The sequence below is a fragment of the Streptomyces actinomycinicus genome (genome assembly GCF_016741775.1).
Lineage (GTDB): Bacteria > Actinomycetota > Actinomycetes > Streptomycetales > Streptomycetaceae > Streptomyces > Streptomyces actinomycinicus.
The window spans coordinates 330,831-347,144 of sequence record NZ_JAERRK010000003.1; the positions used below are offsets into that span (position 1 = coordinate 330,831).

15 protein-coding genes are annotated in these 16,314 nt (G+C 72.2%); 6 read left to right on the forward strand and 9 right to left on the reverse strand.

Annotated features, from left to right (window positions below; genetic code table 11):
- Positions 1 to 14: 14 nt before the first annotated feature.
- From JK359_RS08525 to JK359_RS08545, 5 genes are all read left to right on the forward strand, one after another.
- Positions 15 to 1,526 carry an MFS transporter gene (locus JK359_RS08525; RefSeq protein ID WP_201833552.1) on the forward strand — a complete coding sequence of 504 codons (1,512 nt, stop codon included), beginning with the start codon at positions 15 to 17 and terminating at the stop codon, positions 1,524 to 1,526.
- Between the two features lie 409 nt (positions 1,527 to 1,935).
- On the forward strand, positions 1,936 to 2,697 hold the full coding sequence (locus JK359_RS08530; protein ID WP_201833554.1) for a DeoR/GlpR family DNA-binding transcription regulator: 762 nt from the start codon (positions 1,936 to 1,938) through the stop codon (positions 2,695 to 2,697).
- Positions 2,694 to 3,641 (forward strand): 1-phosphofructokinase, encoded by a 948-nt coding sequence (pfkB, locus tag JK359_RS08535; RefSeq protein WP_201833556.1) that lies wholly within the window; start codon positions 2,694 to 2,696, stop codon positions 3,639 to 3,641. Before JK359_RS08530 ends, pfkB begins: the two co-directional genes overlap by 4 nt.
- Positions 3,642 to 4,125: 484 nt before the next feature.
- Complete coding sequence (locus JK359_RS08540; RefSeq protein ID WP_201833558.1) at positions 4,126 to 6,471, forward strand: fructose-specific PTS transporter subunit EIIC; 2,346 nt, start codon at positions 4,126 to 4,128, stop codon at positions 6,469 to 6,471.
- 120 nt (positions 6,472 to 6,591) lie between these two features.
- Positions 6,592 to 6,852 carry a hypothetical protein gene (locus JK359_RS08545; RefSeq protein WP_201833560.1) on the forward strand — a complete coding sequence of 87 codons (261 nt, stop codon included), beginning with the start codon at positions 6,592 to 6,594 and terminating at the stop codon, positions 6,850 to 6,852.
- A gap of 12 nt (positions 6,853 to 6,864) precedes the next feature.
- Here the strand turns inward: JK359_RS08545 and JK359_RS08550 are convergent, their stop codons facing one another.
- The 4 genes from JK359_RS08550 to JK359_RS08565 all read right to left on the reverse strand — a co-directional run bounded on the left by JK359_RS08550 (position 6,865) and on the right by JK359_RS08565 (position 11,468).
- The gene (locus JK359_RS08550; RefSeq protein WP_201833562.1) at positions 6,865 to 7,611 is read right to left on the reverse strand and encodes a DUF6227 family protein; all 747 of its coding nucleotides are present in this window, start codon (positions 7,609 to 7,611) and stop codon (positions 6,865 to 6,867) included.
- 157 nt (positions 7,612 to 7,768) lie between these two features.
- A complete protein-coding gene (locus tag JK359_RS08555) occupies positions 7,769 to 8,989 on the reverse strand; it encodes a L,D-transpeptidase (protein ID WP_307788016.1) in 1,221 nt (406 codons plus the stop codon).
- A gap of 172 nt (positions 8,990 to 9,161) precedes the next feature.
- On the reverse strand, positions 9,162 to 10,187 hold the full coding sequence (locus JK359_RS08560; protein ID WP_201833564.1) for a P1 family peptidase: 1,026 nt from the start codon (positions 10,185 to 10,187) through the stop codon (positions 9,162 to 9,164).
- Positions 10,188 to 10,229: 42 nt separating this feature from the next.
- Positions 10,230 to 11,468, reverse strand: coding sequence for a low temperature requirement protein A (locus JK359_RS08565; protein WP_201833566.1), 1,239 nt, complete (start codon positions 11,466 to 11,468; stop codon positions 10,230 to 10,232).
- A gap of 148 nt (positions 11,469 to 11,616) precedes the next feature.
- On the opposite strand from JK359_RS08565, the gene JK359_RS08570 reads away from it, so the two are divergent.
- Positions 11,617 to 11,793, forward strand: coding sequence for a hypothetical protein (locus JK359_RS08570; RefSeq protein WP_201833567.1), 177 nt, complete (start codon positions 11,617 to 11,619; stop codon positions 11,791 to 11,793).
- A gap of 82 nt (positions 11,794 to 11,875) precedes the next feature.
- Here the strand turns inward: JK359_RS08570 and mscL are convergent, their stop codons facing one another.
- The 5 genes from mscL to JK359_RS08595 form a co-directional block, all read right to left on the reverse strand.
- Entirely contained in the window at positions 11,876 to 12,352 is a 477-nt protein-coding gene (gene mscL / locus JK359_RS08575) for a large conductance mechanosensitive channel protein MscL (RefSeq protein WP_201833569.1), read from the reverse strand.
- A gap of 138 nt (positions 12,353 to 12,490) precedes the next feature.
- Positions 12,491 to 13,003 carry a CpaB family protein gene (locus JK359_RS08580; protein WP_201833986.1) on the reverse strand — a complete coding sequence of 171 codons (513 nt, stop codon included), beginning with the start codon at positions 13,001 to 13,003 and terminating at the stop codon, positions 12,491 to 12,493.
- A 426-nt stretch (positions 13,004 to 13,429) separates the two neighbouring features.
- Positions 13,430 to 14,263 carry an S-methyl-5'-thioadenosine phosphorylase gene (locus tag JK359_RS08585; protein ID WP_201833571.1) on the reverse strand — a complete coding sequence of 278 codons (834 nt, stop codon included), beginning with the start codon at positions 14,261 to 14,263 and terminating at the stop codon, positions 13,430 to 13,432.
- Positions 14,264 to 14,386: 123 nt separating this feature from the next.
- Positions 14,387 to 14,692 (reverse strand): FmdB family zinc ribbon protein, encoded by a 306-nt coding sequence (locus JK359_RS08590; RefSeq protein ID WP_201833573.1) that lies wholly within the window; start codon positions 14,690 to 14,692, stop codon positions 14,387 to 14,389.
- Positions 14,693 to 14,759: 67 nt separating this feature from the next.
- Positions 14,760 to 16,058 (reverse strand): MFS transporter, encoded by a 1,299-nt coding sequence (locus JK359_RS08595; RefSeq protein ID WP_201833575.1) that lies wholly within the window; start codon positions 16,056 to 16,058, stop codon positions 14,760 to 14,762.
- Positions 16,059 to 16,314: the final 256 nt, after the last annotated feature.

Consider the following 16,314-nt stretch of genomic DNA (forward strand, 5'->3'; position numbering starts at 1 on the left):
CATGATCTGACCTAATGAGGTCCTACCTTGTTCTCATGACACCGAACGTCTCCGATCGCACCCGCTGGTTCGCCCTCGCCATCGTCATGACCGCCGCCTTCATGGACCTGGTCGACGTGACGATCGTCAACATCGCCATTCCGTCCATCGAGCGGACCGCGCACGCCTCGGTCAGCCAGATCCAGTGGATAACCGCCGGCTACGCCCTCGCCTTCGCCGCCGGCCTGATCACCGGCGGCCGGCTCGGCGACATCCACGGCCGCAAGCGGGTGTTCCTCATCGGCATCGGCGGCTTCACCCTCGCCTCCGCCCTGTGCGGCTTCGCCGCGAACCCGGAGATGCTGGTCGCCTCGCGCATCCTGCAGGGCGGCATGGCGGCGATGATGGTCCCGCAGGTGCTGTCGATCGTGCACGCCACTTTCCCCGCCCACGAGCGCGGCAAGGTGTTCGGTCTCTTCGGTGCGATCGTCGGCCTCGGCGCGGTCTCGGGTCCGCTGCTCGGCGCGCTGCTGACGGAGTGGAACCTGTTCGGCCTGGAATGGCGTCCGATCTTCCTCATCAACCTGCCGGTCGGTGTCGTCTCCTTCCTCCTCGGCCGCCGCTTCATCACCGAGTCCCGCGCCCCGAAGGCGCTGAAGCTGGACCTCGTCGGCGTCGCCCTGGTCTCGCTGGGCCTGCTGATGCTGCTCTACCCGCTCACCCGCGGGCGCGAGCTGGGCTGGCCGCTGTGGGGGTACGTCTCGATGGCGGGCGCCCTCGGTGTCTTCGTGGTGCTGGTGGCGTACGAGCGGCGCAAGGCCGCCCGGGACGGCTCGCCGCTGGTGGAGCTGTCGCTGTTCAAGGTGAAGAGCTTCGCCGCGGGTATCGCCGTGCAGACGGTCTTCGGTGTCGCGCTCGGCATCTTCTTCCTGGTCTGGACGCTGTACATGCAGATCGGCCTGGGCTGGCGCCCGCTGCGGGCCGGCCTGACCGGCGTGCCGTTCTCCCTCGCGGTGTCCACGGCTGCCGGGCTGTCGGTGCAGAAGCTGGTCCCGCGGTTCGGCCGCAAGGTGCTTCAGGCGGGTGCCCTGGTGATGGGCGCGGGTGTGCTGCTCTACCTGTGGGAGGCCCACCGGTACGGCCTCGGCATCGCCTCCTGGCAGATGGCCCTGCCGCTCGTGGTGATGGGCGTCGGCATGGGACTGATCGTCGCCCCGCTGACCGACGCGGTGCTTTCGGAGGTGCCGCGCGAGCACGCCGGCTCGGCGTCCGGGCTGATCAACACCGTGCAGCAGATGGGCAACGCGCTCGGTCTGGGGCTCGTGTCGGTCGTGTTCTTCGGGGAGATCGGGGACCGGCTGACCTCGGTCCAGATCGGCCCGGCGTTCGTGCACGCCTTCCAGCACGCGCTGTGGTACGTCGCCGGGATCATGGGCGTGATCTTCCTGCTGATGTTCGCCCTGCCGAAGCGGCCGGCCCAGCATGTGGAGGGCGCCGGCGGCGAGGAGCCCGCGGTGGTGGACAAGGAGGGTGCACTCGTGGCCTGAGCGTCCTGAGCAGCCGCGAGAAGGGGCTCGTGCCGACGAAGGTACGGGCCCCTCTGTCGTACGGGCTCGTACCGACCCAGGTGCGAGCCCCTCTGTCGTACAGGCTCGTACCGACCCAGGTGCGGGTCCCTCTGTCGTACGGGCTCGTACCGACCCAGGTGCGAGCCCCTCTGTCGTACGCCGGGTCTCCTCTCCTTGCCGTATCGCGTGCCGGGTCCTCCGTCGGCCGCCATCGGGCCCGGTCGGCCGGCCCCGGCCTGAGACCGAAGCCCCGCCCGAAGTCCGTTCATGCCCGAATGCCACCCGAACCTGTTTACTTCTCGGAAATCCGGACGTACTCTCGCTGTGAAACCACACGTTCGGGCATGTCATCGGAAACGACCGGGCATCGAGGCGGAGGCGAGCGGACATGTACGCACCGGAACGGCAGCAGGAGATACTCCGGCTGGCCCGTGACGGCGGCCGGGTGGACGTGCTGTCCCTGGCCGAGGAGTTCCAGGTCACCGCGGAGACCATCCGACGCGACCTGAAGGCCCTCGACCGCGCAGGCCTCCTCCGCCGGGTGCACGGCGGCGCCATCCCGGCCGGCCGTCTCGACTTCGAGCCGGACCTCGCCGAACGCGAGTCCACCGCCGCCGACGAGAAGGACCGCATCGCGAAGTCCGCCCTGACCGAAGTGCCGGCCGAGGGCACGATGATCCTCGACGCCGGTACGACGGTGGCGCGCCTGGCCGCCGCGATTCCGCTGGAGGCCTCCCTCACCGTCGTCACGCACAGCCTGCCCATCGCCGCCCGCCTCGCCGACCACCCGGGCATCCAGCTCCATCTGGTCGGGGGGCGCGTACGGCACCGCACGCGCGCCGCCGTGGACGCCTGGGCGCTCCGCGCGTACGGCGAGATCCGCGCCGACGTCCTCTTCGTCGCCGCCAACGGCTTCTCCGCCGAGCACGGTCTGACCACCCCCGACCTCGCCGAGGCGGCGGTCAAGCGGGCGGCGATCGCCGCCGCGCGGCGCGTGGTGCTCCTGGCCGACTCCGCCAAGCACGGCCAGGAGCACTTCGCCCGGTTCGGCGGCCTGAGCGATGTGGACCTGCTGATCACCGACAGCGGGCTGGACCCGGAAGACACCGCGGCCATCGAGCGCGGCGGGACGGAAGTGGTACGCGCATGATCCTCACCGTCACCCCCAACCCCTCCCTCGACCGCACCTACGAGGTCCCCGCTCTGGAGCGCGGCGAGGTCAACCGCGCCAGCGCCGAGCGCATGGACCCCGGCGGCAAGGGCGTGAACGTGTCGCGTGCCGTCGCCGCCGCCGGCCGGCGCACGGTGGCCGTGCTGCCCCTGGGGGGTGCGCCGGGGGCGCTCGTCGCCCATCTGCTCGACGCGCAGGGCATCGAGGTCGCGCCGGTGCCGGTCGCCGGCGCCACCCGCTCCAACATCGCCCTCGCGGAGTCCGACGGGGTCCTTACGAAGATCAACGCGCCCGGGCCCGAGCTGTCGGCGGCAGAGCAGGAACTGCTGCTGGAGACGGTGCGCGAGCAGTCCCGCGACGCCGACTGGATCGCGTGCTGCGGCAGCCTGCCCCGGGGGCTTGCACCCTCCTGGTACGGCGACGCCGTCGCGCGGGTGCACGCCGGGGGCGCGCGCATCGCCCTGGACACCTCGGGGCGTGCGCTGCTGGAGGCGCTGGGCGCGCGGCCCGACGTCGTGAAGCCGAACGCCGAGGAACTGGCGGCAGCGGTCGGGCGCCCCCTGGCGACCGTGGGCGATGCGCTCAAAGCGGCCGAGGAGGTGCGCGCGCTGGGCGCACGCGCCGTGCTGGCGAGCCTGGGTGCCGACGGCCAGCTCCTGGTGTCGGACACCGGCGCCTGGTTCGGCTGCGCCCGTGTGTCCTCCGTCCGCAGCAACGTCGGCGCCGGCGACGCCTCACTCGCCGGCTTCCTCATCGCCGGCGGCACCGGTCCCGAGGCCCTGGCCTCCGCCGTCGCCCACGGCGCAGCCGCCGTACGACTCCCTGGCAGCGTGATGCCGGCCCCCGCCGACCTGGACCCGGCGGCGGTCACGGTCACGGCCGACATCCCGGTCGACCGAGAACTCATGGAGCCGGTGTCATGAACCACCCCACCCTGCACGGCACCCGTCCCGGCACCCGGCACCTGGGCGGCGGACGCCCCATGCCCCCTCGCCCGGACACGTCCCAGCGCCCGAGCGTGCCCGCCCGACCCACCCCCGCACGGCAAACCGCCTCGCCCCTGGCCGCACCACCGCGAGGGCACGGCGACCTGCTCGATCGCACCGCCCCGGGAAGGCGCGGCCAGCCGATCGGGTGCACCGTCGCCGGAGGGCACGGCGACCTGCTCCACCGCACGGCCCCGGGAAGGCGAAGCCAGCCGATCGGGTGCACCGCCGCCGGAGGGCACGGCGACCTGCTCCACCGCACGGCCCCGCGGGTGCACGGCCGGCCGATCCGTCCCTCCGCCGCAAGCAGGCCGCGTTTCCCCGGCGCAGCCTCCCGCACCCTCCCGTTCCCGCACCGCACCCCCGTCCCAACCTCCGCCCGCCCCTCCCCCCGGGCGATACGCGTGCATTGGAGCCCGCGATGAGCGACATGATCACCGCGGACCTGGTCGACCTCGACCTGTCCGCCGAAACCAAGGAAGCGGCGGCACGCGCCCTCGCCCAGCGCATGGTGGCCCAGGGCCGGGTGACCGACCTGGACGGCTTCCTCGCCGACGTGGCCGCCCGTGAGGCCCAGATGCCGACGGGGCTCGACGGCGGCATCGGCATCCCGCACTGCCGCAGCGCCCATGTCACCGAGCCGACCCTCGCCTTCGGCCGCAGCGCCGCCGGAATCGACTTCGGCGCCGCGGACGGCCCGGCGGACCTGATCTTCCTGATCGCGGCACCGGCCGGCGCCGATGACGCCCACCTGACGATCCTGTCCTCCCTGGCCCGCCAGTTGATGAACTCCGCGTTCACCTCCGCGCTGCGGGCGGCGAGCGACGCGGAGACGGCTGCGGCGCTGATCCGGGGGGACGAGGCGCCGTCGGGGGAAGCAACGGAGCAGGACGCCGGCAAGGCCACGCGACAGGATGCCGCGAGCGCCGCTCCGACCGGCGGGGGAGCTTCAGCTGGCGAGGGCACTGCGAGCGCCGATGGCGCGGAAGGCACTGCAAACGCCGCTCAAGGCGAGCCGGGGGCCGCTGAAGGTGCCACGGACGCCGTTCAGGGCGCGGCGGGGACGGCTGAAGGCGTCACGGACGCCGTTCAAGGCGCGACGGGGACGGCGGGGACGGCTGAAGGCGTCACGGATGCCGTTCAAGGCGCGACGGGCGCTGATCGGCGTGCCGTCGGTCTCTCCGAGGACACCGTCGCGGCGTCGGCGGCGGCCTCCGCCGGCGCCGCGGCGGGCAGTGCGGCGCGCGGGGCGGACGTGCCGCCCTTCCGGGTCGTCGCCGTCACCTCCTGCCCCACCGGTATCGCGCACACCTACATGGCGGCCGAGTCGTTGGAGAACGCCGGCCGTGCGGCGGGCGTCGAGGTGGCCGTCGAGACCCAGGGCTCGGCCGGCTTCACCCGGCTGGACCCCGCGGTGATCGCCGCGGCGGACGGCGTGGTCTTCGCGCACGACGTCCCCGTGCGCGACAGGGACCGCTTCGCCGGCAAGCCGACCGTCGACGTGGGCGTCAAGGCGGGCATCAACCACCCCGCCGAACTCATCGCGGAGGTCCGCGAGAAGGCGGCGCGCGGCGAGGTGGGCACCCCGGCGCAGGCGCCGTCCGGCACGCCGGTCGAGCGCGCCGGTGGCGCCACCGAGGGCTACGGCACCAAGCTCCGCACGTGGCTGATGTCCGGTGTGAGCTACATGGTTCCGTTCGTCGCCGCGGGCGGCCTCCTCCTCGCCCTGGGCTTCGCGATCGGCGGGTGGCAGGTCAGCAAGGCGCCCTCGGTCATGGACCACTTCGTGTGGACCCAGACCGGCAGCTGGGGCGCCCTGCTCTTCCAGATCGGCCAGGTCGCCTTCAAGTTCCTCGTCCCGGTCCTGGCCGGCTACATCGCCTACGGCATGGCCGACCGCCCCGGCCTCGTCCCCGGTTTCGTCGGCGGCGCGATCGCCCTCGACATCAACGCGGGTTTCCTCGGCGGGCTGGCGGCCGGCCTGGTCGCCGGTGGCGTGGTGACGGCGATCCAGAAGGCACGCATCCCCGCGGCGTTGCGCGGCATCATGCCGGTGGTGGTGATCCCGTTGATCTCCTCGGCGATCGTCGGGTTCCTGATGCTGGTCGTGATCGGCAAGCCCATCGCCAGCGCCCAGAACGGCCTCACCGACTGGCTGAACAGCCTCACCGGCACGAACGCCGTCCTGCTGGGCGCCCTGCTCGGCCTGATGATGTGCTTCGACCTCGGCGGACCGGTCAACAAGGTCGCCTACACCTTCGCCACCGCCGGTATCGCGGTCTCGGACCCCAGCGACTCCGCGATGAAGATCATGGCCGCGGTGATGGCGGCCGGCATGGTCCCGCCGCTGGCGATGGCCCTGGCCACCACCGTGCGGGGCAAGCTGTTCACCCGGGCCGAGCGAGAGAACGGCAAGGCGGCCTGGGTCCTGGGCGCGTCCTTCATCTCCGAGGGCGCGATCCCGTTCGCGGCGGCCGACCCGCTGCGGGTCATCCCGTCCTCCATGGTGGGCGGTGCGCTCGCCGGCGCCCTGTCGATGGTCTTCGACGCCACCCTGCGCGCCCCGCACGGCGGCATCTTCGTGGTCCCCTTGATCGGCAACCCGTTCCTGTACCTGGTCGCCGTCGCCGCCGGTGTCTGCGCCACCACGGCCCTGGTCGTCCTCCTCAAGGGCATGAGCAAGCGGACCGTGCAGCCGACGGCCCCCGACCCCGCCGCGGACTCCGGCGCCGCCTCCGAAGGGACCGAGCAGCCGGTGGCGGCCTGACCCGCCGCACGCGGTCCGCACGCCCTTGTCCCTTTAGTGCGCTGTGACTTGTTCACGGCACCTGCGAGATACGTCACGGTCCGGGGCCAAAGTCCCGGACCGTGGTGTGTACTGGGGCGCATGCCTGATCACGCCCCGCCTCTCCAGCTGATCGGCGGGGCCGTCCTCGCTGTGGCGGCCGTCGCCTGGGCCGTCGTCCTCTTCCGCCTGTTGCGCCTGCTGCGCGGCACCGGTCACCGGCCCGCCGCCCGGCGCCGCTCCGCGCCGCTCGCGGCCCTGCCCCGCCAGAACCGCGTGGGCCCCGCGCTGGAGTCCGTGGAACTGACCCCCGCCGAACGGGACGCCTTCGCCCGCCTGGTACGGCGATTCGCCCAGGGCTGAGACGAGACGCCGCTAACCCTGCCGCGCCGCGCGCCTCTCCATGGCGTCCCGGGCCGCCTCCTCGGTCATGTACACCTCGCACATGTGCCGCCCGTCGGGCGTCGCCGTGTGCTCGACCTCCCACAGGGACAGCTCGGTGCCGTCGGGCAGCAGGAAGGCGTGCTCGTACAGCGCGTAGGTCAGCCCGATCCGCCCGGCCCGGCCGGGCCGTCCGAACGCCTGGGTGATCTCGTGCGCGGTCGCCGTCGACAGCAGGGCCGCAGTCTCCGCGCCGGGGCGGTCGGAGTTCTCCGCACGGCGCAGCAACCGGCGCGCATGGTCCGCCGAGTCGTCGGAGGCGAACATGTGCCGGGGCTCGGGGATCGCCCACAGCCGCATCAGCGCGGGCAGTTCGAAGTCCTGCGTGTCCGGAGGCAGCCCGAGCCGTGCCGTGGCGGCGCCCAGCTCCTCCTCGTCGACGTACACCTCGTGCTCAGGGGCGCTGCCGGGCGTCGGGTTGTGCACCAGTTCCCACAGGGTCACCGCCGAACCGTCGGCGAGCAGCCAGGTGTGCCGGTACGTCTCACGGTGCAGTCCGGCGCTGTGGTACGCCGAGTGCAGCGAACTGTCGTGCGCCAGGGCGCAGTCGAGCTGCCGTATCACTTCGTCCGGCAGTTCGAAGGAGTTCAGGGCGCGGCCGAGGAGCCGCGCGAGATGCTCCTCCGGAGACTCGGGCGACTCGGCTGGTTCGTACGCTGCGGTCTCGTACGGAACGCTCAAGGCATCTCCCGGCGTTGCTGCATGTCACCTTGTGGGTGCATACCGTAGCCCCTCGATCGGACATCATGTCCGGGAACCGAGAAAACGTGCGCCAGGAAAACGGGCGGGCCGCCCGGAAAATTCCCGCGCGGCCCGCCGGCCTGTCAGAATCCGCCGCTCAGGAGGCGCTTCCCGCGGTCCACGCACTCCAGGACATGTTCCAGCCGTTGAGGCCGTTGTCGGGTGAGACCGTGGTGTCGGGGGAGTTCTTGACGATCACGACGTCCCCGATGAGCGAGTTGTCGAAGAACCACTTGGCCGTCGTGGCGCCCTGCGCCCCCTGCACGTCCGCGAGGCCGACACAGCCGTGGCTGGTGCCCTCCCGGCCGAACGGCGGGTTGCCCCTGTTGTACCAGTAGTTGCCGTGGATGAACGTGCCCGACGTCGTCAGCCGCATCGCGTGCGGCACGTCCGGGATGTCGTACTCCCCGCCGAAGCCGACCGTCGAGCCGTTCATGCGGGTCTGCACGAACTTCTCGGAGATCACCATCTGCCCGTTGTACGTCGTGTGCTGCGCGCTGCCCGCCGAGATCGGCACCGACTTGAGGGTCTTGCCGTCCCGCACGACCGTCATCGTCTGCGTGTTGACGTCGACCGTGGAGACCTGCGACCGCCCGACGGTGAAGGAGACGGTCTTCTTCTGCACGCCGTAGACACCCTTGGCGCCCTGCACGCCGTCCAGGTCGATCTTCATCGTGACCTTGGAGCCGGCCTTCCAGTAGTCCTGCGGCCGGAAGTCCAGCCGCTGGTTCCCGAACCAGTGCCCGGCCACCTGCTGGCCGCTGCTGGAGTTCACCGTGATGTGCGACTGCACGGCCTTCTTGTCGGTGATGGCCTTGTCGAAGGTGAAGGACACCGGCATGCCCACGCCGACCGTCGCGCCGTTGTCCGGCGTGTAGCTGCCGATGAAGCTGTTGGCCGAGGTGACGGTGGTGAAGATGGAGTTGGCCGCCGCCGTACGTCCCCCAGAGTCCTTGGCGGTCGCGGATATCCGGTACTTCGTGCCGCGCTCCAGCTGCTCCTTCGGCTTCCAGGTGCCGCCGTCCGCCGATATCGACCCCGGCACCGCCTGGCCCGAGCCCGACACGGTCATCTTCACGTCGGTCAGCTTGCCGTCGCTCACCTTCACGCCGGTGGCGTTGATGGACGCGCCGGTCGAGCCGTCCTTGGCAGAGATCGTGATCTTCGCCGTCGACGTCTTCGGGGAGTCGCTGCCGCCCTTGCCGTCGTCGCTGTCCGCGTTGGCACTGCCGCCGCAGGCGGTCAGGGTGAGGGCGCCGACCATCAGGGCGGCACAGGCCCCCAGTGCGCGCCGCGCAGTAATGTCCGGCGTTGTCACGGGCTGCTCCAGGTTCGTGTGTTGTGCGTGGTCCGTTCCAGTCCGTGAGGAAAGAGGGCCCGGATGCCGGGGAAGGTTCCCTCCGTATCCCTTGAACGCCATCACGTGACAGAACCGCGACAATCCGACGCCGCCCGCCCCCGCCGGAAGCGCCACCAGCCGCCCCCGCGCTTCAGTCCTTCCCGTACAACTCCCCGTACGACGGCCACACTCCGCCCGGCCCGGCGGCCGACTCGGCGGCGCGCAGGGCCCGTACGATCGCCCGGGTCACGACGTCCGCTCCGGCCGCGAGCACCTCGTTGAGCGCCAGAGGGTGCGCGTCGAGCGACCGCCCGCCGGTCGACAGCGCGAACACCGTGTCCCCGTCGTTCAGGAGATGCACCGGCCGTACGGCGCGCGCGATCCCGTCGTGCGCCGTGCCCGCGAGCTTCTGTGCCTGCGCCTTGGACAGGTCCGCGTCCGTCGCGACCACCGCCAGCGTCGTGTTGAGCGGTGCCGGCGCGTTCCCGCCCGCGCTCTCGTCGAGACGGCGGCGTGCGGCCTCGTGCACGCGCTCCTGCGGGTACTCCACCCGCCCCTGGAACAACTCCCCGTACAGCACCCCCGTTTCCGGATCCACCGCCGACCCCGCCGCGTTCGCGACCACCAGCGCCGCCACGGTGATCCCCGGGCCGAGCACCGTGCTCGCGGTACCCACCCCGCCCTTGAACCGTCCGACGACGGCGCCCGTGCCGGCGCCCACGCCCCCCTCCGCCACCCGCGCGCCCGGCCCGCTCGCCGCCGCGGCCTCCACCGCCGAGCGCCCGGTCGCCGCGTCCGGGCGCGCCCGGAAGTTCCCGCCGCGCCCCAGGTCGAAGACGCACGCGGCGGGCACCACCGGCACGACGTGCGCCGGATCCGGGCCCACCGGCACACCGCGCCGCTCCTCCTCCAGCCAGGCCATCACCCCGGAGGCCGCGTCCAGCCCGTAGGCGCTGCCTCCGGTCAGCACGATGGCGTCCACCTTCTGCACCACGTTGCGCGGGTCGAGCGCGTCGGTCTCCTTGGTGCCGGGCCCGCCGCCGCGCACGTCCACGGCGGCGACGGCGCCGCCCTCGGGGGCGAGGACGACCGTGGTGCCGGTGAGCCAACCGCCGCCGGCACGGGTGGCGTGCCCCACGCGCAGCCCGGCGACGTCCGTCAATGCGTCAGCTGTCATGGAGGCCAGTCTGGCCCAGGCCGGTACCTTGCCCGGAGGACTTCAGCCGGCCGCGGCGGTGGCGTCCGCCTCCCGCTGCCGGCCGCGGGTGCGCGCCGTCAGCGTCACCCCGATCGCCACGGAGGCCGAGGAGACCAGTCCCGCCGCGAGCACCGCCCAGTCACCCAGGAAGGTGCAGCAGATCACCAGCAGAGCCGTGCCGGGCAGCACCAGTTGCTGGGCGATGCCCACCTTGAAGTGGCGGGAGTGCAGTGCCCACACGGTCAGCATGTACAGCGCCGTGGGCAGGGTGACGGCCGCTGCGGCGGACAGCGCGGAGATGTGCGCCTTGCCGACCGCCTGTTCCACGGCGACCTCCAGGCCCGCGCCGATCGCAGCCGCGGAGGCGAAGACCAGATAGTGGCCGTAGCCCCAGACGAACGCCCGTCTGCTGGAGCGCAGATGACCGTGGATGGGCACCACGAAGTAGATCCACCACGCGGAGAAGACGATCAGCAGCCCGCCGGCCGCGATGGGCAGCAGCTCGCCCATCGCGTCGTGCTCGTCCACGCCCGACTTCACGGCGACCGTGGCCGCGGCGATCGTCTCGCCGAGCACGATGATGGTGAACAGGCCGTACCGCTCGGCGATGTGATGCGGGTGCCAGGTGGTCTCGTGGCACCTCTCGGCGTACAGCGGCACGCACAGTTCCGCGACCACCATCACGAGGAACACCCAGGGCCGGGCCGGCTCGGGCAGCAGCACCAGGCCGAACCAGCCCACCATGCACAGCAGCACGCCGCCCGCGTAGCGCACCGCCATGGTCCGCTCCGCGTCCGTCGCCGATCTCGCGGCTCTCAGCCACTGCGCGGCCATCGCCAGCCGCATGATGATGTATCCGAGCCAGACCAGCAGGAAGTCGTGCTGCACGAAGGCTTTGGAGACACCGGCGGCCAGGACCAGGACGCCGGCGATCTGCACCAGGGTGACGACCCGGTAGAGCGCGTCGTCGTTGTCGTACGCCGAGGCGAACCAGCTGAAGTTCATCCACGCCCACCAGATGGCGAAGAACACCATCGCGTAGCTGAGGATCCCCTCGCCCGCGTGCCCTTCCGCGACGGCGTGCACCAGCTGTGCGCCCGCCTGTGCGATCGCCACGACGAAGCACAGGTCGAAGAACAGCTCCAAGGGGGAGGCGACGCGGTGCGCCTCGTGCCGCTCGCGCGCGGTGAGCCGCCGCAGGGGGCCGGAGGGCTGCGGTGCGCCCGAGGGGGCGGGCGCCGGAGTGGAACTCGACGTCATGCTTCCCAGGACAGCAGAAAACCGGCCCAAAATCTTGTGAACGGGAGCGCAAGTGAACGAAAGCGGCAGGGCCGTGCGAATCCAGGGATCTCGGGCTGTCTTCCCCCGCTCGGCCGGGCCGTCGTGGCAGGAGCCGTACGCTGGAGGCATGAGCACCGCCCCCGAACCCGAGCAGCGCGACCCGAAGCCCGCGCTGGTCTTCGACGACCCGCTGGACCGGCAGACCTCGGACGACACCGACCGTGGCTGGGGCGAGCGCACGGACGGTGACAGCGCCGCCGACCTGAAGCGCTTCCTCGACGAGAAGCCGCCCCACCACCTCTGAGCGCCACCAGCTCTGAGCCCCACCAGCTCTGAGCCCCACCGCCTCCGAGCCCCGCCCCCGCGGAGCCGCCGTGGCAGGGGCGCTAGCGCTCGCCGGGCCCCGGACCGCGCTGGGCGACCAGAGCGTCGCGGATCTCCTTGAGCACCTCCAGCTCGGTCACCTCGATGACCTCCTTCGTGCCCTCTCGCGCCGCCTTGCGGGCCGCCTGCCGGGCCAGGTACTTCGACATCGGCAGGACCATCAGGAAGTACACCACCGCAGCGGTGATCAGGAACGTCAGCATGGACCCCAGCACGGAGCCCCACAGGATCGGCACACCGCTCTGCACCGTGCCGTCCGGGGCCACCTTGCACGGGGCCTTCAGACAGGAGCTGTAGCTGTCGAGGTTCTGCGTGCCGATCGCGCCGACCAGCGGGTTGATGATCCCCTTCACCACCGAGTTCACGATGTTCGTGAAGGCCGCGCCGATGACCACCGCGACCGCAAGATCGACGACGTTGCCGCGCATCAGGAAGGCCTTGAAGCCCTGCAGGACGCTCGGTTCCTTCTTCGCGCTCACCTAGACGACTCTCCTCGCATGCACCGGGTGTGGAAGGAAACGCTCCGCAACCTACGGCACGGTCCTGCCGTCGTGTCCAGTACCGCAGCACGATCGAGGTAAGCGACACGAATCCGCCGACGGCACGTACGAGCCCCTTCAGCACAGCGTCACCGCCAGCCGGGCGGTGGCGCTCGCGCCGACCAGCCGTGCCGCCGTGGCCCGCGGCACCGACAGCACGACCAGCGCCCCGCTCCCGGTCGCGCCGTCCAGCGGCTCCGGCACCTTCGTCACCCGCACTGCGCGGGCGAGGACCCGGGCGCCGCCGCCGGCCGAGGGGTCCTCGGCGGCGATGACGTCGACGCGGTCACCGGGCCGGAGCAGCTGCACGGTTGCGGCGTCGGCGATCCGCACCGGCGCCGTCACCATGTCCGCCGCGGGGTGCCGCCGTACCGGTTCCGCCGCCGCGGGGCCGCGTGGCCGCTCCGCCTCCCGGAGTGCCGGCCCCGTCCGGGGCCCCGCGGCCACGAGAGCCGCCGCGGTCACCGCGAGGCCGGCCGCGACGGCCCGCCGGTGCTGCCGTAGTAGCCGCTGCAGCTGGTACCGCCCGCCGCGCACACGCACCGCGTCGAACGGGGGCACCTCGCAGATCGCCGGGGCGTCCGTGCCCAGCGGGCGCGGGAGCCGGAGGGGAGGCGGGAAGGAGGGGCGGGTGGGGCGGGCGAGCGGGGACGGCGTCGGGGCGGACGAGGAGGAAGGCGTCGGGGTGGACGAGGAGGAAGGCACGGGAATCACCGCCTGCGAGGAGGAATCCGGCTGGTGATGCCACGATGAGGCCGCACGCCGGATCCCGCAGGCGCCGGTGGATCACAGCCCGGTTGTGGACAACTCGGCCACCCGAACGACGAGTTCCGCCGAGCGCCGACCACCACCGGCTTCCGCCGAGTGCCGCCGAGCAGCACCGGCTTCCGCCGAGTGCCGCCGAGCAGCACCGGCTTCCGCCGAGCAGCACCGGCTCCGCGGAGCACCACCAGCTTCCGCCGAGCACCGCCGCCGACCGGTCCCGGCGTCCCGCCCCTGCGTCCCGCCCCGGCCCCGCTACGGCAGTTCGAACCCCGGGTTCATGCCGCCGAGCGCGTTCACGCACAGGCAGTCGCGTGCTTCGGTGTCCGGCAGTGCCGCCACCGCGTCGAACAGCACGCCACGCAGCCGGTCCACGTTGGCCGCGAAGACCCGCAGCACCTCCTCGTGCGAGACGCCCTCGCCGGTCTCCGCGCCCGCGTCGAGGTCGGTGACCAGGGTCAGCGAGGTGTAGCACAGCTCCAGTTCCCGGGCGAGCGCCGCTTCGGGATGGCCCGTCATGCCCACCACCGACCAGCCCTGCGCCTGGTGCCACAGGGACTCGGCGCGCGTCGAGAAGCGCGGGCCCTCGACCACGACCAGCGTGCCGCCGTCCACCGGCTCCCAGTCCCGGCCGCGCGCAGCCTTCAGCGCGGCGGCCCGCCCGCCGGGGCAGTACGGGTCGGCCATGGAGACGTGCACGACGTTGGGAATGCTGCCGTCGGGCAGCGGCAGCCCGTCGAAGTAGGTCTGCGTCCGGGACTTCGTGCGGTCCACCATCTGGTCCGGCACGAGCAGGGTGCCGGGACCGTACTCGGGACGCAGCCCGCCCACCGCGCACGGAGCGAGGACCTGCCGGACCCCGACCGAGCGCAGGGCCCACAGGTTGGCGCGGTAGTTGATGCGGTGCGGCGGCAGATGGTGTCCCCGGCCGTGCCGGGGCAGGAAGGCGACCCGGCGGCCGGCGACCTCGCCGAGGAAGAGGGAGTCGCTGGGCGGCCCGTAGGGGGTCTCCACCTGGATCTCGGTCACGTCCTCGAGGAACGAGTAGAAACCCGAGCCGCCAATTACGCCGATCTCTGCGTTCGCCATGACCAGCACATTAGCTGGCGGCCGAACAGCGGGGGAGCCGGTGCGGAGTGCCGGGCCGGTGCCGCGGAACGCCGAAGACCCTGCCGTCGTACGAACGGCAGGGTCGGCGTGAGAGGCCGGGCCTCAGGCTGCGGAGCTGGAGGACGACGAAGACGCCGTGGACGACGAGGTCGACGTGGACGTCGACGAGGACGCCTTCGAGTCGCTCGACGTGCCGGACGGCTTCGACGCCGGCGTGCTGCTCGACGTGGAGCCGCGGGAGTCGTTGCGGTAGAAGCCGGAGCCCTTGAAGACGATGCCGACCGCGGAGAACACCTTCTTCAGGCGGCCCTGGCAGTTCGGGCACTCCGTCAGGGCGTCGTCGGTGAACTTCTGCACCGCCTCGAGGCCCTCGCCGCACTCGGTGCACTGGTACTGGTAGGTCGGCACTGTCTTCCTCCTGGCACTCTCACTCGATGAGTGCTAACGACGATCCATAGTGACGTATTCCCGGGGATCAGTCCACCGTCACCGGCACGCGGTGACCGACGCCACGCGCGACCGTGCGGTTCACGGGCCGCGCGACCAGCACCGACCGCAGCGTCACCAGGACCGCCAGGGCGAGCACCGTGCCGGCCATGGGCACCAGGAATCCGGCGCCGTCCCACAGCCGGTCCTCCAGCTGTCCGGCGACCGTGACGGCGGCGGCCTGGCCGAGCGCGACCGCGCCGGTCAGCCAGGTGAAGGCCTCGGTGCGGGCGCCGGCCGGGACCAGGCCCTCGACCAGCGTGTAGCCCGTGATCAGCGCCGGGGCGATGCACATGCCGACCAGCAGGCCGAGCGCGGCGAGCAGCAGCACCGAGTGCGCCGTCCACAGGGCGGAGGCGGCCAGCGCGAGCGCGGCGTAGCCGACGACCAGCCGCTTGTGCGGAGCGACCTTCCAGGCGATCGCACCACAGGCGATGCCGGACAGCATGTTCCCGGCGGCGAACGTGCCGTACAGGACGCCGTTCAGGCCGGGCTCGCCGATCGACTCGGTGAAGGCCGCGAGGCCCACCTGCATGCCGCCGAAGACCGAGCCGATGCCGAGGAAGGTCACGATCAGCACGCGCACGCCCGGCACGCGCAGGGCGGAGACGTGCTGCACACGCGCGTGCTCGCTCTCGGCGGTCACCGAGGGCTGGGTGCTCTTCTGCGCGGCGAACAGCAGACCGCCGACGAGCGTCAGCGTGGCCTCCGTGACCAGGCCGGCCGACGGCGTCACGGTGGTGCACAGCGCGGTCGCCAGCAGCGGACCGAGGACGAAGGTCAGCTCGTCGGTGACCGACTCGAAGGCCGCCGCGGTCGCCATCAGCGGCGACCCCTGGAGCTTCACGCCCCAGCGGGCCCGCACCATCGGACCGACCTGCGGCACCGAGGCGCCGGTCGGGACAGCCGCGAGGAACAGCGCCCACAGGGGGGCGTGCGCCAGCGCGAGCGCCGTCAGGGTCAGGCCGGAGAACGTGTGGACCAGGACGCCGGGGATCAGCACGGCGCGCTGGCCGTAGCGGTCGGCGAGGCGGCCGCTGTAGGGCGCGAACAGCGCCATGGAGACGCCGGTGGCGGCCGCGGCGGCACCCGCGGCACCGTACGAGCCGGTGGTGTGCTGGACGAGCAGCACGATGGAGATCGTCAGCATCGCGAACGGCTGACGTGCAGCGAAGCCGGGGAGCAGGAAGGTCCAGGCGCCGCGGGTGCGCAGCAGCTGTCCGTATCCCGGGCGGGACGACGCCGGTGAGGTCTTCTCCGGCTCGGTGGTGGTGACCGTGGATCCCACGGCCCGTGCCTTTCTGCCGCCTGGTAGCGCGGGCCCCGTGCGGGCCCGGGCGCCGAGAGCTGTCCTCTTGCGCGGACTGCGGTAGATACCGGCGCCCACTGCGGGTGGGGGGCGTGCGGCCGCCATACGGTCGCGCCAGCTCTGCGTCAGGCAGAGTTGGTTCGATCAGGGTGCACCCCGCATCGTACAGGGATCAGCGGCTTGTGCGGCTGTGAAAATGAGCACCATGGCGCCCGGCCACCTGGGATTTCAGGGG